This window comes from Actinomadura rugatobispora, from assembly GCF_042656285.1.
Lineage (GTDB): Bacteria > Actinomycetota > Actinomycetes > Streptosporangiales > Streptosporangiaceae > Spirillospora > Spirillospora rugatobispora.
In genome coordinates this window covers 144696-162835 of the sequence record NZ_JBHSON010000012.1, presented here as the reverse complement: position 1 = coordinate 162835, position 18140 = coordinate 144696, and the positions used below count along the sequence as shown (strand labels likewise).

Genomic DNA, 18140 nt, shown 5'->3' with positions numbered 1-18140 from the left:
CGCCGCTCACGGCCAACTCACGCAGCCGACGTTGGCGAACATGCCGCCGGTCACCGTGTTGTCGCAGTTCACGATCGCGCGGACCTCCGCCGGCGCGTCGATCTTGAAGCCGTAGCCGGGGGACGTCCCGGCGAGGGCGACCTCGTTGCCGGTGAAGACGGTGCGCAGTCCCCAGTGGCCGCCGACCCGCGTGCGGTGCGTCCGCCAGCCGTCCGTGCGGCTGGCGGTGCAGGCGTTGTGGGAGAACACCCAGTCGTTGCCCTTGACTTCGCCGCAGCCGTCGCCGCCCGCGCCGGCGTCGAGGACGTTGCCGACGACCAGCCCGCGGCTGGTGCCCTCCCTGACGGCGATCGGCTCGGCGGTCGTCGTGTGGATCGTGTTGCCGGCGACGATGTTGCGGTCGCTGCGATCCGGCAGGCCCTCGGTGTGGACCGGCCAGTCGACGTCATCGGAACCGATCTGGACGCCCTCGCCCCACTGCGAGCCGGCATGCCCCGTGCCGTACACGGTGTTCCCCGAGACGAAGGAGCCCGTCGTGTGCCGGCGCAGGTGGATGCCCTGCTCGCCCACGTCGTGGACGTTCAGCCCTTCCAGGGTGACGTGCTCGGCCCGCTCGACGACGACGCCCTTCCTGGCCGCCGCCACCGAGAAACCGTGCACGTGCCACCATGACGCGCCGTCCAGGTGCAGCCCGTGGCCGCCCCGGTGGCCGCCGTTGGTCAGGACCGCCTTCGGGCCGCCGCACAGCCAGATGGGCCTGTACTCGGTGCCCGGGGTGGTGGCGGTCCAGTTCCCGTCGTAGGTGCCGTCGGCGATCCGGATGACATCGCCGGGCCTCGCGCCCGCGAGCGCCGCGGCGAGCCGTTCCGGGCCGTCGACGGTCACGGTGGGCGCGGAGCATCCCGTTCCGGGGGCGGCCGCACGCGCCATGCCGGGAACGGCCCCCGCGACCACGGTGGTCGCGGCGACCACGGCGACCACGGCGGACGGCGACCGGCCGGGGGCGCGCATCAGCGCCCCCCGAGCCGGACGTTGACCGCCCGCGCGGCCTCTACCAATGCCGACCTGACACCCATCCGTTCCATCTCCTTCAGCCACGCCTCGGCGTCGTTGGGCAGACCGGCGCCCCCGTAGGGCCCGAGGTCGGCGATCCCGTAGCAGGGGTTCCACATGCCCTCGGCGGTGATCGCGGTGATCCTGAAGACCTCGTCGGAATCGTCGATCTCCAGGCACGAGGCGATGCCCCGCATCTCGTTGAAGAACGAGATCTTGACCGCGTTGAACAGGTTGTGGACGTACTTCTGGAATTCCGCCTCCTCGACCCCGAGGAATTGCACGGCCCGGCCGAAGGGGCGGTGGAGATCGCACACGATCTCGCCGGTGAGCTCGTCGCCGCCGACCACCCCGACCGACACCAGCGGCGGATTGATGAAATCCTCGTACGCCGTTCCGGCCCTGAGGTATTCGGGGCAGTACGCCACGCCGAAATCGACGCCGGCCTTCCCGTTGGAGGCCGCCTCCAGGACCGTGACCAGTTTCCGCGTCGTGCCGGGCGGGACCGTGGACCGGTAGACGACGACGGTGAAGGTGTCGGGCGTGGTGTGCGCCAGGGCCGTGCCCAGGGCGCGGGACGCGTCGAGCAGATGCGTCAGGTCGACTCCCCGTTCACCGGCCGGCGCGGAGACGGTCACGAAGACCGCGTTCACGTCCATGAGATCGAGCGCCTCCGGCTCGACCGCCAGGAATCCGAGTTCGGCCGCCCGGTGCCGGGCCGCGGCGTCGGTGTCGACGAAGGTGACCTTGTGGTCATGGCGGCGGAAGCCACGGCCGGTGGCCGTCCCCACCACGCCGGCGCCGATCACGACGATGTTCGCCACGCTCATTCCCGATTCCGTCGGCGGTGCCCGGCCGGGCGATCCGGCGACCGCACCCGCCGACTTCCGCGCACTCTACGAGACGGCGGCCAAAGCGCCGATCATCCGTTCTCCGGCCGCGCCCAAGAAAGGCCCAAGATTGATCGACTCAATGGTTCCGGCGATCGGCGGAAGCGGACGAACACCGACATCGATCAGGTTTTGCCCTGCCACTGCCCGAGGTTGGAATTCGCGTCCCCATAGTGATCTCTGGGGCGGCGAGGCGTCACACCGCCCACCGACACGAGGGGAGACCCGGATGAACGTGCTGGACGAGTTGTTCGCCGAGGCCGAGTGGCACGCGGACCTGGCCGCGGCCGGGCCCGACGGCAGGGAACCCCGGCTGCGGCTGGTCGTCGTCACCTGCATGGACACCCGCGTGAACCCCTACGAGATCCTCCGCCTGAAGACCGGGGACGCGCACGTCCTGCGCAACGCGGGCGGCGTGACCACCCCGGACGTGCGGCGCGGCCTGGTCGTCAGCCAGCGCGAGCTGGGCACCCGGCACATCATCGTCATGCACCACACCAGGTGCGAGATGGCGGGCATCACCGACACCGCGTTCAAGGACGACATCGAGGCGGACACCAGGCTGCGGCCCGACTGGGCGCTGGAGGCGTTCACGAACGTGGACCAGGACGTGGACCGGTCGATCCGCAGGATCCAGGCGGACCGGACCATCCCGTACCGCGACTCGATCTGCGGCTGCGTCTACGATGTCGACACCCACGAGGTGCGGCGCCCGCGGTGGCCGGCGGACGGCGACCGGGCGGCCGCCCCGCCGCCGAGCTTGTTCCGGGGTTAGTTTCGGGGTGAGGAGACCTCGGCGCCGAACCGCTCCAGCGGTTCGGTGACCGGCTGGAAGAAGGTCACGCCCCCGGTGCGGCAGTCGCCCGAGCCGCCCGAGGTGAGCCCCAGCGCGGTGGTCCCGCTGAACAGCGGCCCGCCGCTGTCGCCCGGCTCGGCGCAGACGGTGGTCTGGATCATGCCCGTGACGGTGCCCTCGGGGAAGTTGACGGTCGCGCCGACGGCGGTGACCCGGCCGGTGCTGACGCCGGTGGTGCTGCCGCTGCGCACCACCTGCTGGCCGACGACGGCCTCGCCCGCCTGGGCGATGTCCCTGGTCTGACCGTTGAACAGGTTGACCGCCCCGTCGCCCGCGGCGCCCGCCTCGGCGCGCACGAGGGCGAAGTCGTCGCCGGGGAAGCTGCTCTGCACCGTGGTCCCGAGCGGCCGGTTCCCCTGCTGGTCGGCGGTCCAGGTGCGGACGGCGTTGCCGCAGTGCCCGGCGGTGAGGAAGAAGTCCTCGCCGCCCCGCCGGACGTTGAAGCCCAGCGAGCAGCGCGACCCCTGGCCGAAGATCGCGTCGCCGCCGAGGGCGAGCGTGCCGAGCCGTCCCGGGACGCGCACCGTCCGCACCGCCGCGCCCATCCGCCGCGCCGTCCTCTGGACGGCGGCCATCCGCGTCCCGGTGACGGTGGCGTCGGTCCACACCACCACCTGCGAGGTGGCCGGATCGACCGCCCAGCCGGTGCCGGTCACCGTCCCCATCGACCGCCGCAGCGCGGTGGTGACACCGGTCAGGGCCGCCGGGCTCCGCCGCGTCATCTTCGGCACGGCCCCGGCCCCGCGGACGAGGCCGGCGTCGGCGGCGTTGGTGACCATGACGACGGTGCGCCCGGCGCGGTCCAGGTAGGCGCCTGTCGTGCGGGCGGCGCCGAGCCGGCCGGTCAGCACGCCGGCGAGCGTCGCGGTCCTGCGCGCGGGCGCCGCCGCCCGGGGGCCGCGCGCCGCTCCCGCGCGTCCCTCCCCGGCCTGGACGTCCCCGGCGAGCCTGGCCACCTGCTCGCCGGGACGCTCCGGCGCCCCGGCGGCCCGCACCGCGTACAGCGATCCGGCCGCGAGCCCCGCGGTCCCGGCGGCCACCGCGGTGGCCTTGGCCATCGTGCGCAGACGGCTTCTCCGAGCGGCGTTCCGACGCCTCATGAGCCCTCCCGGCTCCGGCTTCCGTTCCATGTGGGGGTGATACGGAGCGCCGTGCGGAGGAGTTCAAGACTCGGGACGAAGAGCGGGGAGCCACTGGTTTTCACCAGAAAGCACGCATGACACTTTGGCATGGTGCGCGCGGCCGAGCGGACTTACGCTGGACCGGTTCTCACTCTCTGTTCGCGGACCACGACGGACAGTGAGCATCGGATCGGGAGCCATGACCACGCGAAGCGCTGAACGGCAGGTGCCAATGCCACCATCGTCGCCGTCCCCCCGTTCCACCCATGATCCCGACGGGGCCGGCCGGGGCCGCGAGCGGCTGGAGCTGCCCGCGGTCCCCGGCGCGGCGGGCGACGCCCGCCGCTTCATGGCCGCCCGGCTGCGCAAGTGGGGCCTCGACGCGCTCGTGGAGGACTGCGAGCTGGTCGCCAGCGAGCTGGTCACCAACGCGGTGCAGGCGGTCGCCTGCGCGGCCGCCGCGGCGGCCCGCGCCCCGGATCCCGCCGACCCCCCGCCGAAGGTGCGGCTGCTGCTGCGGCGGACCCCCGGCCGGCTGGTCTGCGAGGTCTGGGACCCGGTCGACGCGCGGCCCGTCCCGGCGGCGGCCGCGACGTTCGACGAGTGCGGCCGCGGGCTGCTGCTGGTGGCGTCGCTGGCGAGCGGCTGGACCTGCCGAACCTGCCCGGACGGCGGCAAAACGGTGACCGCCTGGTGGCAGCTGGGGCCGGAGTTGCCAGAGTGACTTGCGTCACCCGAGGGGCTGCCCCAGGATGAGACGCACCGGTCGGCGGGGGCCGCGACAGGCGGCCGGCCTGCACCCGGAGCGCGCTGTTCACGGCATGTCCGAACGGAGGCGACTCGTGCAGGAAGACCGTCCGACACGAACCGGCGGGCAGCGCGCCTGCGTGTCGTGCAAGGGCACCCGGCTGTCGCGTTACAACCACGGCCCCCTCTGCGGTCCCTGCCTGCAGGCCGCCCGTGACGGCAGGGGCATAGCCCCCACCTGGATCTGGGATTCCGCGCCGATGCGGGGGGCGCTCTCCCGCGTGGACGTCCCCGCCGTCGTCGCGCTGGTGCGCGCCGCCGCGGGGCTGTCCCAGGAGGAGCTCGGGCTCCTGGTCGCGGGCTGGTCGCAGTCCACGGTGTCGCGCATCGAGAAGGGCACCCGCGGCACCCTGTACGACATCCGCGAGCTCCTGGCCTGCGCGGACGCGGTGGACATGCCGCGCGAGGCGCTGGCGCCGCTGATCCTGGGGGATCCGGACGCCACCCTGACCTGCGGTGGCGAGACCTGCGGGGGCGAGACCGGCGGGTGCGAGACCGACGCCGTCGAGAGGATCGAGAGAGAAGAGGGAGACCAGGTGGACCGCTGGGACTTCAACGGCATGGCGGCGGGCCCTGCGGCCGCCGCCGCGCTGCCCGCCTTCGAGGTTCCGGCGCGAGTCGACGACGCCCATGTCCGCTACCTGCGCGCGTCACTGGACCGGCTCCGCGACCGCGACCAGGAGCTGGGCGGCGGGGCCGTCTTCGTCCAGGCGCGCCGGCAGTTCGCCCGGGCCCGCAGGATGCTCGACGAGTCCGACTACAGCGCGCGCGTCGGCCACCGGCTGCTGGTGGTGACCGGCGAGCTGGCCGAGGAGGCGGGCTGGGCCGCCTTCGACTCCGGCGACCAGGTCTCCGCCCGCGCCTTCTACAACGAGGCGCACGTCCTGGCCGGGAGCAGCGGCGAGACCGAACTGCAGACCCACATCCTGACCACCATGGCGATGCAGGCCAACCACCTGGCGTGGACCACCCGGCGCCAGGGCGTGGCCCGCGAGGCGCGGCGCCTGGCCGAGCTGGCCGCCGCCGTCGCCGAGCACGAGCCCTCGCCGCGGCTGCGCGCGCTCGTGTCGATCCGGCTGGCTGTCGCCTACGCCAACGACGGCGAGGCCGCGGGCTTCCGCGGCGCGGTCGCGCAGGCGCGCCGCGAGCTCGACCACGGCGAGCACCCGGCCGACCTGCCCTGGACGGAGTTCGTCACCCCCGGCGAGGTCGACGCGGCGGAGGCGACCGGCCACCTGAGCCTGGGCGCCCCCGGCCGCTCGGTGGAGATCCACCGCAACTCCCTGGAGGATGCGGCGCTGAGCCCCCGCAACCGCCTGTGCGCGGCGGGCTACCTGGCCAACGCGCTCCTGCAGCAGGGGGACGTGGCCGAGGCGATCCGGACGGGGCTGTGCGTCATCACCGGGCTGGCCGGCGGGATGACTTCGGCGCGTCCGCTGGCCAGGCTGCGCGCCGTGCGCGGCGCCGCGGAGCGGATCGGGGACGTGGAGTTCTGCTCCCGCTTCGACGCCGCGGCCCACGGCCTGGCCGTGTGATCAGCCGGCGGGGAGCTTCCCGAGGGTGACGTCCACGGTGCGTTCGGCGCCGTCCCGGACGAGGGTGACCTTGGCGGCGGCCCCGGCCTTCTGGCCGGCGACGGCCTGGGTGAGGGCCTCTTCGGTGGGCGTCCCGGTCCCGTTGAAGGCGATGATGACGTCGCCGGGCTTGATCCCCGCCTTGGCCGCGCCGCCGCCGCGGGCGACCTCGACGACCTCCGCCCCGGCCGGCTCGCCGGTGCGCAGGTCGGCCACGGTGCGGACGGTGACGCCCAGCGCCGCCCGGCCGGAGTTGGTGACCTTGCCGTGCGCGATCAGCTGGGGCACGATCGCCGCGACCGTCGCGCTCGGGGTGGCGAAGCCGATGCCGGGGGCCGGGCCGCCGCCCTCGGGGTCGCCGGCGGCGGCGGTGGGGATGCCGACGACCCGGCCGTCCAGCGTGACCAGCGCGCCGCCGCTGTTGCCGGGGTTGATCGCGGCGCTGGTCTGGATCGCCTGGACGATCGTCGATCCCGGGAAGGCGCCGCCGGGACGGGTCGACACGGTGCGGCCCATGGCGGACACGATCCCGTTGGTGACGCTGCCCGCCAGCCCCAGCGGGCTGCCCATGGCCAGCACGAGCTGCCCGACCTTGAGGGCGTTCGAGTCGCCGAACGACGCCTTGGGCGGTTTCCCGCCGGCGACCTTCACCACCGCGAGGTCGTCGGCGTTGAACGCGCCGACGAGCTCGGCGCGCAGCGGGCCGCCGCCGCTGGCCGGGGTGACCTCGATCCGGCGGGCGCCGGCCACGACGTGGGCGTTGGTGACGATGTGGCCGTCGTCGTCGTACACCACGCCGGAGCCCTCGCCCGAGTCCGTGCTGATCTGCACGACCGAGGGCAGGACGGCGGTGACGGTCCGCTCGAAGCGGCGCTCCAGGTCGGTGGCGCCCGCGGTGCCCTGGGCCTCCGCGGTGCCGGTGGCGCCGGACCGCGCCGCGCGCCCGTCGCCGTCCGTGCAGCCCGCGGTCACGAGCGCGACCAGCAGCACCACCGCCGCCGGCACCGTGGCCGGCGGCATCGTGCCGGCCGGTCCGGCCCTCAGCCCCATCCCAGTCCCTTCGACGGTCACGCGGCCGTCCCGCGGGCCGCGGGCGGCGGGACGGATCTGCCCGCGGGCCGGGGCGGCAAAGCCCTCGCGACGGAAAGAACGCGTCAACGCTCCGTCCCGGGCCCGGGACGGTGTGCACGACCGTGCCGAAGGCCGCTACTTCGGTCGGCCGGGCGGCGACGAAAGTCGCTTATCCCGCCGCGGCCGGGCTTCGTAGCGTCAGGGCGCATGGAACCACGAACCTCACGCCGCCGCGTCCTGTCCCTCGCGTCCGGCCTGGCCGTCGCCGCCGCCGCGTCGCCCGTGGCGGCCTCGCGGGCGGCCGCGGCGGCCCCGGCCAGGGCGGGCGGGCCCGGCCCCCTCCTCATCCGCGATGTCCGCGTCTTCGACGGCCTGCGCCCGCGGGGGCGCGGTTCCGTGCTCGTGGTGGACGGCCTGATCGCCGCGGTCGGCGACGTGCCGGCGTCCCCGCGCCACCGGGTGTACGACGGCGGCGGCCGGACGCTGCTGCCCGGCCTGATCGACTGCCACGTCCACGCGTTCGAGGGCAGCGCGGCGGACGCGCTGCGGTTCGGGGTCACCACCGAGCTCGAGATGTTCGGCGACCCGGCGGGGCTTCCCGAGGCCCGCCGGCGGCGCCGGTCGACGGCGCCGGCCCGGCGGGCGGACCTGTGGTCGGCCGGCGTCGGCGTCACCGTGCCCGGCGGCCACCCCCTCCAGCCCGGCTGGGACTTCCCCCGGGTGACCGCGGACACCGACATCGACCGGTTCGTCGCCGACCGGGTCGCCGAGGGCTCGGACTTCGTGAAGGTCATCCTGGAGAACGGCCCGCCGCCGCCCCGGCCGCCGCTGCCCACGCTGACCGGCGACCAGCTCCGGCGCGTGATCGCCGCGGCGCACCGGCACGGCCGCCGCGCGGTCGTCCACACCGAGAAGCTGGAGCTCTCCCTGGCCGCCGTCCGCGCGGGCGCCGACGGTCTCGCGCACGTCTTCTGGGACGTGGAGGGCGGCCCGGACGGCGTCGCCGAGATCCGCCGCGCCGGGGCGTTCGTCATCCCGACCCTGTCGGTCGTCGACTGGGGCGCAGGCGCCAAGGACCTGCTCGCCGACGACCGGATCACCCCCTGGCTCAGCCCGACGCAGGAGTACCTGCTCGCGCAGGAGCCGCCGGACCGTCCGGGCCGCCCCGACTTCCTCGGGATCGGCTCGGCGAACGTCCGGCGGCTGCACGCCGCGGGCGTGCCGATCCTGGCGGGCACCGACGCGCCCGTCCGCGCCAACGCCAACGGCGTGAGCATGCTGGTCGAGCTCGGGCACCTGGTCCGCGCCGGGCTCTCCCCGAGCGCGGCGCTGGCCGCGGCGACCTCGGTCCCGGCGCGCGCGTTCGGCCTGGGCGACCGCGGCCGCATCGCCCCCGGCCTGCGCGCCGACCTGGTGCTGGTGGACGGCGACCCCACCACCGACATCACCGACGCGCGCGCCATCGCGGCCGTCTGGAAGAACGGCCGCGCCGTCGACCGCACGCCGCCGCCCGAGTAGCGGCGCCGGCGGGCCGGCTCACCCGGCCGGTGCGGGGTGTACGAGGCGGGTGAGCAGGCCGGTCAGTTCCCGGCGGAACGCCTCGGTGTCGGCGGTCGGCCGGTCGGCCAGGTAGCGGTGCGTCAGGGACTCGGCGGCGGCGACCAGGAACCAGGCGGTCAGGTCGGGGTCGGGGACGCGCACGGTGCCGTCCTCGCGCAGCAGGCCGGCGACGAGGCCGACCAGCGAGTCCTGGAGCGCGCGGAGCTCGGCCAGCAGCGCGGGCGGGCGCGGCGACTCCTCGAACAGCACCTGGTGCAGCCGGGGGTCGCCGTCGTGCGCGCCGAGCGCCACGTCGACCAGGACGGTGGCGCGTTCGTCCCAGGCCGCGGGCAGCCCGCGCCGGACGGCGGCCTCCGCGAGCCGGCGGCCGTGGTCGACGTGCCGCCGCGCGAGCTCCAGCAGGATGGCGTCCTTGTTCGGGAAGTACTGGTAGAGCGAGCCGATCGACAGTCCCGCGGCCTCGGCGATGCGGTTGGTGGTGCCCGCCGCGTGGCCGTGCTCGACGAAAACGCGAGCAGCCGCTTCGAGGATCTGCTCCCGGGTCTGGGCCGAACGCTTCTGACGTGGGCTTTTACGCGGACGGAGCCGCTTGGGCGTGCCGGGCATCGGGGGGCCTAACGCGAGTAGAAACGCGAGCAATTGCTCACTATTGTCACGGCATCCGGCGGAACGGCGCAAGGAGCGGTGATGACGGTCGACTACCTGGGGTTCTTCCCCCGATGGGCGCGCGAGATCGAGGGCCCGGCCTCCGAATCGGAGTGGCGGCGCTGGCGCGGCATGGACGTGCACATGGAGCGGGTGCGGGACCCCGGCGCGGCGGTGAAGGTGGTGGTGCTGCACGGGGCGGGCGGGCACGGGCGCATGATGCTGCCGTACGCGCGCCTGGTCGAGCGGGCGGAGGTGGCGCACCCGGTGCAACGGGCGGCCGGTGACCTACGGGGCCTGGGTCGACCTCGCCGAGGAGCTGATCCGGGAGGAGCGGGAGCGCGACGGGCGGCCCGTGCTGGTGGTGGGCGGCAGCGTCGGCGGGATGCTCGCCTACAGCGCGGTCGCGCGGGCCGGCGCGGACGGGCTCGCCGTCACCTGCCTGCTGGACGTCCGGCACGCGCCCGCGCGCGCCGCCGCCGCCCGGTTCGGCCCGTTCGGCACCTACGCGGGACCGGTCATGAACGCGCTGCGCCCCTTCGAGGGCGTGCGCGTCCCGATCCGCTGGATCGCCCGGATGTCGGCGATGGCCAACCGGCCCGACCTGAACGCGGCGGTGGCCCGGGACCGGCTGGGCGGCGGCGGCCGCGTCTCGCTGCGCTTCCTGCGCACGTACCTGGCCTCGGCCCCGGAGGTGGAGCCCGAGGAGTTCACCGCCTGCCCGGTGGTGCTGGCGCATCCGGCCGACGACCGGTGGACGCCCGCCGCGCTGAGCCTGCCCTTCTTCGAGCGGCTGGCGTCCGAGAAGCGGCTGGTGATGCTGGAGGGCTGCGGGCACCTGCCGGTCGAGGAGCCCGGCCTCACCCGGCTGGCGGAGGCCCTGGGCCGGCTGGCGGCCGACGCGGCGCGGCGCCCGCTCCGATAGCGTCTGCTTCATGCGGCTTCATGTGGGATGCGCGATGTGGACGCACGCGCCGTGGCAGGGGCGCTACCTGCCCCATCCGCTCCCGCCCCGGGAACGTCTGATGTCCTATGCGAGCTGGTGCAACGCCGTGGAGGGCAACACGACGTTCTACGCCACGCCGTCGCGGAGCTCGGTCAGGTCGTGGGCGGATCAGACCGCGCCCGAGTTCCGCTTCGTGGTCAAGCTGCCCAAGTCGATCACCCACGAACGGCGCCTGTCCGGCGCGGAGGAGGAGCTGCGGGCGTTCCTGACGGCGATCGAGCCGCTCGGCCCGCGCGCCCACGCCCTCTGGGTGCAGCTGCCGGGGTCGTTCACGCCGAACGACCTCGGCACACTGGCCGCCTTCCTGCGCAGGCTCCCCCGCTCGCACCGGTACGGCGTGGAGGTGCGGCACCGCGACTTCTTCGAGGACGGGCGCTCTCGGCGGTTCCTCGAGCAGGTGCTCACGGGCGTCGGCGCCGAGTGGATCCCGTTCGACACCACCACCCTCTTCCGGAGCCCGCCGACCAGCGACGCCGAACGCGACGCGTGGACGAAGAAGCCGCGCGTGCCGCGCCGCTCGGCGGCCCTGACCGACCGGCCGATCGTCCGCTACCTCGGCCGGGACGACACCGCCCGCACGGTCGAGGGCTGGCGGCACTGGACCGGCACCGTCGCGGAGTGGCTGCGCGAGGGGCGCTCGCCGACGGTGTTCGTCCACACGCCCGACAACGCCGAGGCGCTGATGCTCGCCCGCCGGTTCCACGACGAGGTGCGGGAGCTGGTGCCCGAGCTCGAACCGCTGCCCGAGCCGGTGCCCGCCGAGCCGCCGACCCTCTTCTGAGGCGGCGCCGGTCCGGCCGGCTCACGATCCGGCCCCGCGGTCGGACCGCCGGCGGGACGCCGGGCGCAGCAGCGGGGCCAGGAGCACCATCGTGCACATGAGGAGCGGGAAGACCAGCATGGCCGTGTGCAGCCCGACCGAGTGCGCGATGGCGCCCATGAGCGGCGGCCCCACCAGGAAGCCGACGTAGCCGACCGTGGAGACGGCGGCGATCGAGTCCCCGGGGTGCCGCGGGTTGTAGTGGGCGGTGTGGCTGAAGGTCACCGGGACCACGGCCGCCAGGCCCAGGCCGATCAGCGCGTACGCCGCCAGGCCCGTCCACGCCGTCGGCAGCGCGATCGCGATGACGGAACCGCTCGCCGCGAGGAGGACGCAGCCGCGCAGCAGCTTCTCGGTCGGCACGCGGACGCGCACCCGGTCGGCGGCCAGCCGGCCGATCACCATGCCGACCGAGAAGACCGCGAAGCCGGCCGCCGCGGTCCAGGCCGACGTGCCGGCGACGTCGTTCAGGTACAGGGCGCCCCAGTCGTTCATCAGCCCCTCCCCCATGAGGGCGCAGAAGGCGATGAGGCCGGGCGCCCACAGCCCGCGGGCGGGGAGGGACAGCAGCGGCGCGGAGGGTCCGGCGCGCGGCGCGTCCGGTAGCAGGAACCCGATCGCGCAGGCGCAGACGGCGGCGAGGACGAGCGCGGTCACCAGGAAGTGCCCCTCGACGCCGATGCCCGCGCTCGCCGCGAGCCCGCCGACCGCCGCGCCGAGGACGCCGCCGAGGCTGAACATGGCGTGCAGGCTCCCCATGATGGGACGGGAATAGGCCCGCTCGGCGAGCGCGCCCTGGGTGTTCATGGACACATCGAGGATGCTGTTGCCGATCGCGAACGCCGCCAGCGCCGCGGTCAGCTGGACGAGCCCGGGCGCCAGCGTGATGAGCGGGAGCGCGGCCAGGTAGAGGGCGGCACCGGCCAGCACCCGCCGGCTCCCCCACCGCGCCACCATCCCGCCGGCCAGCGGGAGCCCGGCGAACGCCCCGGCCGCCAGCCCGGTCAGCGCCACCGACAGGGCGCCCGGGGAGAGTTCCAGCGCGTCGCGTACGGCGGGCACCCGGGCGGCCCAGGTGGCGAACGCGGCGCCGTTGACGAAGAACACGGCGGCGATGGCCGTCCGGGCCGCCCGTCTGCGGGCGGGCGGCAGGCTTGTGAGCGCGGCGGCCCCCCGGGCGGCGCCGTTGGCGTTCACCTCCGTGGTGTGTGCACTGCCATCGGTCCTGTTGTCTCTGGGCATGATCTCCTCGCTCGAGGACCGGCCCGCGGGGCGGGCGAGGGTCTCGAGTGCGGGTCGTTTCGGCGGCGGGGTGGGGGCGGGCGCGTCCGGCGGGCCGTCGGGGCGCCGGACGAGCGTGATGCCGCCGTGCGTACGGTGGTGGGCCGCGGGCGGCCGCCGGTGCCGGTCAGTGCCGGGCGCGCACCGGACTGGAACGTTCCCAAACCGGTGGGCGCGACCGCCCCGGCCGTCCTCGCGGCCTCATTCCCTCATTCCCGCCCGGCGGCCTCGCGGCGGAACGCGACCGTCACCGACGGCAGCTCGGGGAAGGGGCCGAGCTCCTCGGCGAGCGACTTCAGCCCCTGGTCGAGCGCGACGCGGGGCCGGTAGCCGATGTCGCGGAGCTTGGAGATGTCGGCCACCAGCCGGAAGCTGTCCTCCAGCATGGAGGCGTCGGCCTCCAGGCGGGCGGGCCGCCCGGTGGCGGTGCCGACCGCGTCGGCCAGGGCGCGCATCGACACCTCCTCGCCGCTGCCGATGTTGTAGTGCTCGCCCGGCTTGCCCGACTCGGCGAGCGTGATGAGCGCCTGGCAGACGTCCTGCACGTGGACGAAGTCGCGGGTCTTGCGGTCGATGTCGCCGACCACCGGGATCGGCAGCTCGTTGAGCTGCCAGCGCAGGAACTGCGACACCTCGCCGCCGGCCGTGCGCGGGTCCTCGCCCGGCCCGTAGACGACGAACGACCGCCCGATCATCACGGGCAGGTCGAGGGCCTCGTACAGGGCGCGCAGCGTGAGCTCGCCGGAGTACTTGGAGGCGCCGTACGGCAGGAACGGCCGGGTCGGGTGCTCCTCGGTCATGGGGAACGCCTGCGGCGTGCCGTACACGATGGCCGAGGACATGAAGACCAGCCGCCGCACGCCGAGCTCGGCGCACGCGTTGCCCACGTTGCACGTGCCGAGCCCGTTCATCTGGAAGTCGAACCTGGGGTTCTCGACCGAACGGGTCCCGCTGGCGTTGCCCGCGAGGTGGTAGACGGTGTGCACGTCGCGCAACGCGAGGAGCGTCTCCCCGTAGTCCCGAAGGTCGGTGCGGCGGTGGGTGACGCCCGGCAGCCCGGCCACGGCCGGGGACGGGTCGGCGAGGTCCACGACGACGACCCGCTTCCCGAGGTCGGTCAGCGCGGCGACCAGGTGGCCGCCCACGAAGCCCGACCCTCCGGTGACGGCGACGTCGGCGTCGTCGGATGGTGAGGAATGCAGCAGCGTACTGCCCATGGGGAGACTCCAGATGTCATGCGTCCCGGCATGGGGACGCAGGGGGTGTGGACGGGGAGGCGGGGGTCGCCTCCGGTGCCGTCCCGCCGCGGCCTCGGTGCCGCGGCGCCCCGGGGCCCGCCGGATCGATCAGGGCCCCGGCGTTGCGGTGGACGGGGCGGCCCGCGCGCCGGTGGGGAAGCGGGCCCGCGCCGGGTGGAGGGCGCGGGCCCGGGCCTTGGACCGGCCGGGCGCCGCCCGTCCGCGGCGGGTCAGGCGCGTCCGCCGAGCTTGGCGACTCCGCGCCGCACCGCGCCGATCATGTGCTCCACCTGCTCGTCGGTCAGGTGGTCGTAGATGGGGAGCTGGATCTGGTGCTCGAAGTAGGTGCGCTCGGCGACCGGGCACTCGCCGTACCCGTGGCCCTGCGCGCGGAACTCCGGCAGCAGGTGGATCGGGAAGTAGCGGATGACGATCTCGATGCCCTCCTCCTCCTGGAGGTGCCGGATGAAGTCGTCCTTGGGAGCGCCGACGATCTCCGGCCGGTAGAAGAGCGTGTAGAGGTGGTAGACGTGGCGGGCGAACGGCTTCTCGATCTGGACGTCGATGCCGCGCACGTCGCGCAGCCCCTCGTCCAGCCGGGCGGCGATGTCGCGGCGCCGCTCGTTGAGGGCGTCCAGGCGGCCCAGCTGGACGATCCCGAGCGCGGCGCTCAGCTCGCTCATCCGGTAGTTGTTGCCGACGAGGTAGCGGCCGTGGGCGAAGTCGTGGGTGTAGGAGCGGAGCACGTGCGCGTCGCGGTAGTAGGCGGGCTGCCGGTACGGGCCGATGGCGGCGTCGTCGCGCTCGGTCATCTCGCCCCAGGTGTGGATGGTGCCCAGCGCGCGGGCCATCTCGGCGAACCGGTCGTCGCCGGTGACGAAGGCGCCGCCCTCGGCGGTCGTCATGTTCTTCAGCGAGTGGAAGCTGAAGCAGCCGATGTCGCCGATGGTGCCCAGGGCGCGGCCCTTGTAGGTGCCGCCGGGGACGTGGGCGCAGTCCTCCACGACGGTGAGGCCGTGCCGGCGGGCGATGTCCATGACCGGGTCCATGTCGACGGCCTGGCCGCCGTAGTGGACCACCCAGATCGATCTGGTCCGCTCGGTGATGAGCGGCTCGATGGTGGCGGGGTCGATGTTGAGGCTGCCGGGGTCGATGTCGGCGAACCTGACGACGCAGCGGCGGGCCTGCAGCGGCCAGGTGGTGACCCAGAACGTCTGCGGGGTGGTGATCACCTCGTCGCCGGCCTCCAGCCCCAGCACCTGCGCGGCCAGGAACAGGGCGGTGGTGCAGGAGTTGGTCGCCTGCGCGTGCCGGGCGCCCAGCCGCTGCGCCAGGCGCCGCTCGAACTCCGCGCCGCTCGGGCCCATCGCCAGCGTGTCCTGGCCCAGCGCGTCCGTCACGGCCTTGATCTCTTCGTCGCCCAGCCGGTTGGAGATCCCGCTGTAGGGCACCACGTACTTCACGGCGGCACTCCTCTCCCTTGCTCCGATGGAGGTGGTTGCTTCGTTGGGGATGTTGTGGACCGCTCCAAGGACGACCCGTCCGAACCTGCGACGGCGCGGCGCCGGCCAGGACGTCGACCGGCACCGGGGCCCGTGAAGTGGAGATCTCAATGTGACGCCACGGCCGGACGGATTCTCGCGTGCGACCACCGTGGTGACCATCCCGTGCCTACCGTGTCAAGTCGATGGTAATGGAGCCATTATCCCGAGCGATATCGACTGCGGGGAAGAAAACAGTAACCCGCACCCAAGCCGCACCCCCAAAGGGCAACTTACGGCAAAAACGCCCGCAGCCCGCCCCCATAACTGCCGATCGACCATATCCCCCGTTCCAGACGTCCACGGTCGGACTCCCACCACTTCCCCAACATCACGACATACTTCCCGTTTTATGGACGACACGGGATATTCGGGCATTCTTCGCTGAGCGCCGCGAGGATCATCGATGACCAGCGGCAACCTTCTCCAGGACGAGCCGGCGAACGCCCGATCGCCCGCATCCGACCACCTCCGGGCCGCCGCGGGAAAGCGAGCCCGCGCCACCCGTCCCGGAACCACAGAACGGCGAATTCCCGTCCCGCGGCGAGGCCATCCGTAAATAGAGATCAATCGAAAATTGATGCCATTCCAAAGAACACGTGCACCGGAACGGCCAACCCCATCAACGTTGCGCACCCGGGTAACGACAATGAGTAAAGGCTTCGGTGAAGCGATTCCCGCGGCCCGGACGGGTATCTAGCAGTCGCCGGGATGGTCACGGCGGAACGGCACGGCAGGGTGGTGAAGGGTCATGCGGCGATGCGGCGCGCGGGCGCCGGAGGACGACGGGAGCCGCCGGTGACCGGCGGAGACGGGCGGGCGGCCCTGGTCACGGGCGCGTCCCGCGGGCTGGGCGCCGCGATCTCCGCCGCGCTGGCCCGCGACGGCGTCGCCGTCGGCATCAACTACCTGCGCGACCGGGACGCCGCCGAGGCGCTGCGCGGGCGGATCGCCGCCGCCGGCGGCCGCGCCGAGCTGTTCCGGGCCGACGTGACCGACGAGGCCGGGGTCGAGGACCTGCACGAGCGCGTGCTGGACGCCTTCGGCCGGCTCGACGTCCTGGTGTTCAACGCGACCGGGCCCCAGCCCGACCTGCCCGTCGAGGAGGTGACCTGGCAGGACGTCCTCGACCAGCTCGACTTCTTCGTCAAGGGCCCGCTGCTGCTCACCCGGCTGGCGGTCGCCGGGATGAAGCGGCGCCGGTTCGGCCGCATCGTCCACATCGGCTCCGACGTGGTCCAACTGGGCCCGCCGTCCTCCAGCGCCTACGTCGCGGCCAAGTCCGCCCAGCTCGGGCTGACCCGCGGCTGGGCCCGCGAGCTCGGCCCGCACGGCATCACCGTCAACTTCGTCGCGCCCGGCTGGATCCCCACCGACCGGCACGACGGCGTCCCCGCCGAGGTCAGGAGGGAGTACGCGGACCGGCTCCCGCTGGGGCACCTGGGCGTCCCGGACGACGTGGGCGAGGCCGTGGCGTTCCTGGCCTCGGAGCGGGCGGCGTTCATCACCGGCCAGACCCTCGCGGTCAACGGCGGCGCCACCTTCGGCTGAGATGATCGTGTTCGTTCGGGAACGGCCGGTGCCCGTGTGTATCTTCGGGGAGCATGCGCAGTGCCCGTGTGTTCGACCGTCCGGCGGCGAACGGAGAACGGCCGTCGGTCAACCGTCCCCCGGTCCCCGATGACGAGGTGCCCCGCGTCGTCGAGTACCTCCGGAACGCCAAGACGGTGATCGCGGCCCGCTCGTACGCCCCCGACGACGTGGAGCCCTCCCGCGGCGACCGGGTGCCGCTGGTCTTCAAGACCGACGGCGCGTGGGTCTGGGCCGGGGCGGTCTACTACTACCTCGACGAGCACGGCATCGCCCCGGAACCCGATCTCGTCGCGCACATCCGCGCGCAGGGCCACCGTCTCGCCGAGGTGGACGACGCCACCCTGGAGATCGCGATCCAGATCGCCACCGGGCAGCGGGAGCCCGACCCGGCGCCGCCGCCCGGGGCGCACGCACCGCAGCAGCAGGGCGCCCCGTACGGGCAGCCCGGAGCGTTCCCGGGAGGCCCGCCGCCTCCGGGAGGCGCCCCGTACCCGCCTCCTCCCGGTTACGGTCCCGGCCTGGCCGGGCCGGGCGGGCCGCCGCCCGTCCCGGGGCCGTTCCCCGGCGCGCCCATGCCCGCCCCCGGGGGCTACCCGCCGCCTCCCATGCCGCCGGGTCCGCCCGGGGCGTATCCCGGGCCGCCCGCGCCTCCCGTCCCGTTCGGGGCGGGCGGGCCGCCGCCGCTGCCGAACGCCTTCCCCGGCGGTCCCTTCCCGGGCCCCGGCTACGCGCCGTACCCCGGGCCGGGGCAGCAGGCGCCGATGGCCGACGACCCGCTGGCCGACCTCGAACGGCGCCTCAAGGACCTGGGCGTCGACCCGGCCGCGTACCGGATCAACCAGGTCGCGGAGGGCGCCTGGTGCCTGGTGCCGGAAGCCGGCCGCTGGTCGGTGTTCCTCGTGCAGAACGGCCGGCGCCGCAAGCAGATGCTCTGCGACACCGCCGACCGCGCCGCGGCCTACCTGCTGGGCGCCGCGCTGTTCTACCGGCGCCCGCTGCCGTAGCGCCGCCCGTTCCCGGCCCGCGGGGGCCGCGGCGCTGCGCGGCGCCGCGCCGCGCTCCCGCCCGTCGATCGGTGATCCTT

General features: G+C 74.3%; 16 protein-coding genes. 8 read left to right on the top strand and 8 right to left on the bottom strand.

Annotated features, from left to right (window positions below; all coding sequences use genetic code 11):
* Positions 1-6 precede the first annotated feature (6 nt).
* On the bottom strand, positions 7-1011 hold the full coding sequence (locus ACFPZN_RS11410) for a right-handed parallel beta-helix repeat-containing protein (RefSeq protein ID WP_378281833.1): 1005 nt from the start codon (positions 1009-1011) through the stop codon (positions 7-9).
* Complete coding sequence (locus tag ACFPZN_RS11405) at positions 1011-1883, bottom strand: Rossmann-fold NAD(P)-binding domain-containing protein (protein ID WP_378281832.1); 873 nt, start codon at positions 1881-1883, stop codon at positions 1011-1013. The genes ACFPZN_RS11410 and ACFPZN_RS11405 overlap by 1 nt, the downstream gene beginning before the upstream one ends.
* 289 nt (positions 1884-2172) lie before the next feature.
* On the opposite strand from ACFPZN_RS11405, the gene ACFPZN_RS11400 reads away from it, so the two are divergent.
* Positions 2173-2718 carry a beta-class carbonic anhydrase gene (locus ACFPZN_RS11400; RefSeq protein ID WP_378281831.1) on the top strand — a complete coding sequence of 182 codons (546 nt, stop codon included), beginning with the start codon at positions 2173-2175 and terminating at the stop codon, positions 2716-2718.
* On the opposite strand, the gene ACFPZN_RS11395 is transcribed toward ACFPZN_RS11400, so the two are convergent.
* On the bottom strand, positions 2715-3899 hold the full coding sequence (locus ACFPZN_RS11395; RefSeq protein ID WP_378281830.1) for a S1 family peptidase: 1185 nt from the start codon (positions 3897-3899) through the stop codon (positions 2715-2717). The two genes, ACFPZN_RS11400 and ACFPZN_RS11395, sit on opposite strands and share 4 nt — an antisense overlap.
* Before the next feature lie 253 nt (positions 3900-4152).
* Here ACFPZN_RS11395 and ACFPZN_RS11390 point away from each other — a divergent pair, with 253 nt between their 5' ends.
* Positions 4153-4644 (top strand): ATP-binding protein, encoded by a 492-nt coding sequence (locus tag ACFPZN_RS11390; RefSeq protein WP_378281829.1) that lies wholly within the window; start codon positions 4153-4155, stop codon positions 4642-4644.
* 118 nt (positions 4645-4762) lie between these two features.
* Positions 4763-6262 carry a helix-turn-helix transcriptional regulator gene (locus tag ACFPZN_RS11385; RefSeq protein ID WP_378281828.1) on the top strand — a complete coding sequence of 500 codons (1500 nt, stop codon included), beginning with the start codon at positions 4763-4765 and terminating at the stop codon, positions 6260-6262.
* Here ACFPZN_RS11385 and ACFPZN_RS11380 read toward each other — a convergent pair whose 3' ends face one another.
* Positions 6263-7351: a S1C family serine protease gene (locus tag ACFPZN_RS11380; RefSeq protein WP_378281827.1), complete on the bottom strand. Its 1089-nt coding sequence runs from the start codon at positions 7349-7351 to the stop codon at positions 6263-6265.
* Between the two features lie 228 nt (positions 7352-7579).
* Here ACFPZN_RS11380 and ACFPZN_RS11375 point away from each other — a divergent pair, with 228 nt between their 5' ends.
* A complete protein-coding gene (locus ACFPZN_RS11375) occupies positions 7580-8890 on the top strand; it encodes an amidohydrolase family protein (RefSeq protein WP_378281826.1) in 1311 nt (436 codons plus the stop codon).
* 18 nt (positions 8891-8908) lie between these two features.
* On the opposite strand, the gene ACFPZN_RS11370 is transcribed toward ACFPZN_RS11375, so the two are convergent.
* Entirely contained in the window at positions 8909-9538 is a 630-nt protein-coding gene (locus ACFPZN_RS11370) for a TetR/AcrR family transcriptional regulator (RefSeq protein ID WP_378281825.1), read from the bottom strand.
* 322 nt (positions 9539-9860) lie between these two features.
* Between ACFPZN_RS11370 and ACFPZN_RS11365 the strand changes: the two genes are divergently transcribed.
* Both ACFPZN_RS11365 and ACFPZN_RS11360 read left to right on the top strand, forming a co-directional pair.
* A complete protein-coding gene (locus ACFPZN_RS11365) occupies positions 9861-10502 on the top strand; it encodes an alpha/beta fold hydrolase (protein WP_378281824.1) in 642 nt (213 codons plus the stop codon).
* Between the two features lie 10 nt (positions 10503-10512).
* Positions 10513-11364 carry a DUF72 domain-containing protein gene (locus ACFPZN_RS11360; protein WP_378281823.1) on the top strand — a complete coding sequence of 284 codons (852 nt, stop codon included), beginning with the start codon at positions 10513-10515 and terminating at the stop codon, positions 11362-11364.
* Positions 11365-11385: 21 nt separating this feature from the next.
* On the opposite strand, the gene ACFPZN_RS11355 is transcribed toward ACFPZN_RS11360, so the two are convergent.
* The 3 genes from ACFPZN_RS11355 to ACFPZN_RS11345 all read right to left on the bottom strand — a co-directional run bounded on the left by ACFPZN_RS11355 (position 11386) and on the right by ACFPZN_RS11345 (position 15385).
* Positions 11386-12645, bottom strand: a complete 1260-nt coding sequence (locus tag ACFPZN_RS11355) for an MFS transporter (protein WP_378281822.1) — start codon at positions 12643-12645, stop codon at positions 11386-11388.
* Between the two features lie 248 nt (positions 12646-12893).
* The gene (locus ACFPZN_RS11350; protein WP_378281821.1) at positions 12894-13901 is read right to left on the bottom strand and encodes an NAD-dependent epimerase/dehydratase family protein; all 1008 of its coding nucleotides are present in this window, start codon (positions 13899-13901) and stop codon (positions 12894-12896) included.
* A 251-nt stretch (positions 13902-14152) separates the two neighbouring features.
* Complete coding sequence (locus tag ACFPZN_RS11345; protein WP_378281820.1) at positions 14153-15385, bottom strand: DegT/DnrJ/EryC1/StrS family aminotransferase; 1233 nt, start codon at positions 15383-15385, stop codon at positions 14153-14155.
* A gap of 876 nt (positions 15386-16261) precedes the next feature.
* On the opposite strand from ACFPZN_RS11345, the gene ACFPZN_RS11340 reads away from it, so the two are divergent.
* Both ACFPZN_RS11340 and ACFPZN_RS11335 read left to right on the top strand, forming a co-directional pair.
* On the top strand, positions 16262-17014 hold the full coding sequence (locus tag ACFPZN_RS11340; protein WP_378281819.1) for an SDR family NAD(P)-dependent oxidoreductase: 753 nt from the start codon (positions 16262-16264) through the stop codon (positions 17012-17014).
* A gap of 53 nt (positions 17015-17067) precedes the next feature.
* Positions 17068-18060 carry a hypothetical protein gene (locus ACFPZN_RS11335; RefSeq protein WP_378281818.1) on the top strand — a complete coding sequence of 331 codons (993 nt, stop codon included), beginning with the start codon at positions 17068-17070 and terminating at the stop codon, positions 18058-18060.
* The last annotated feature ends 80 nt before the right edge of the window (positions 18061-18140 follow it).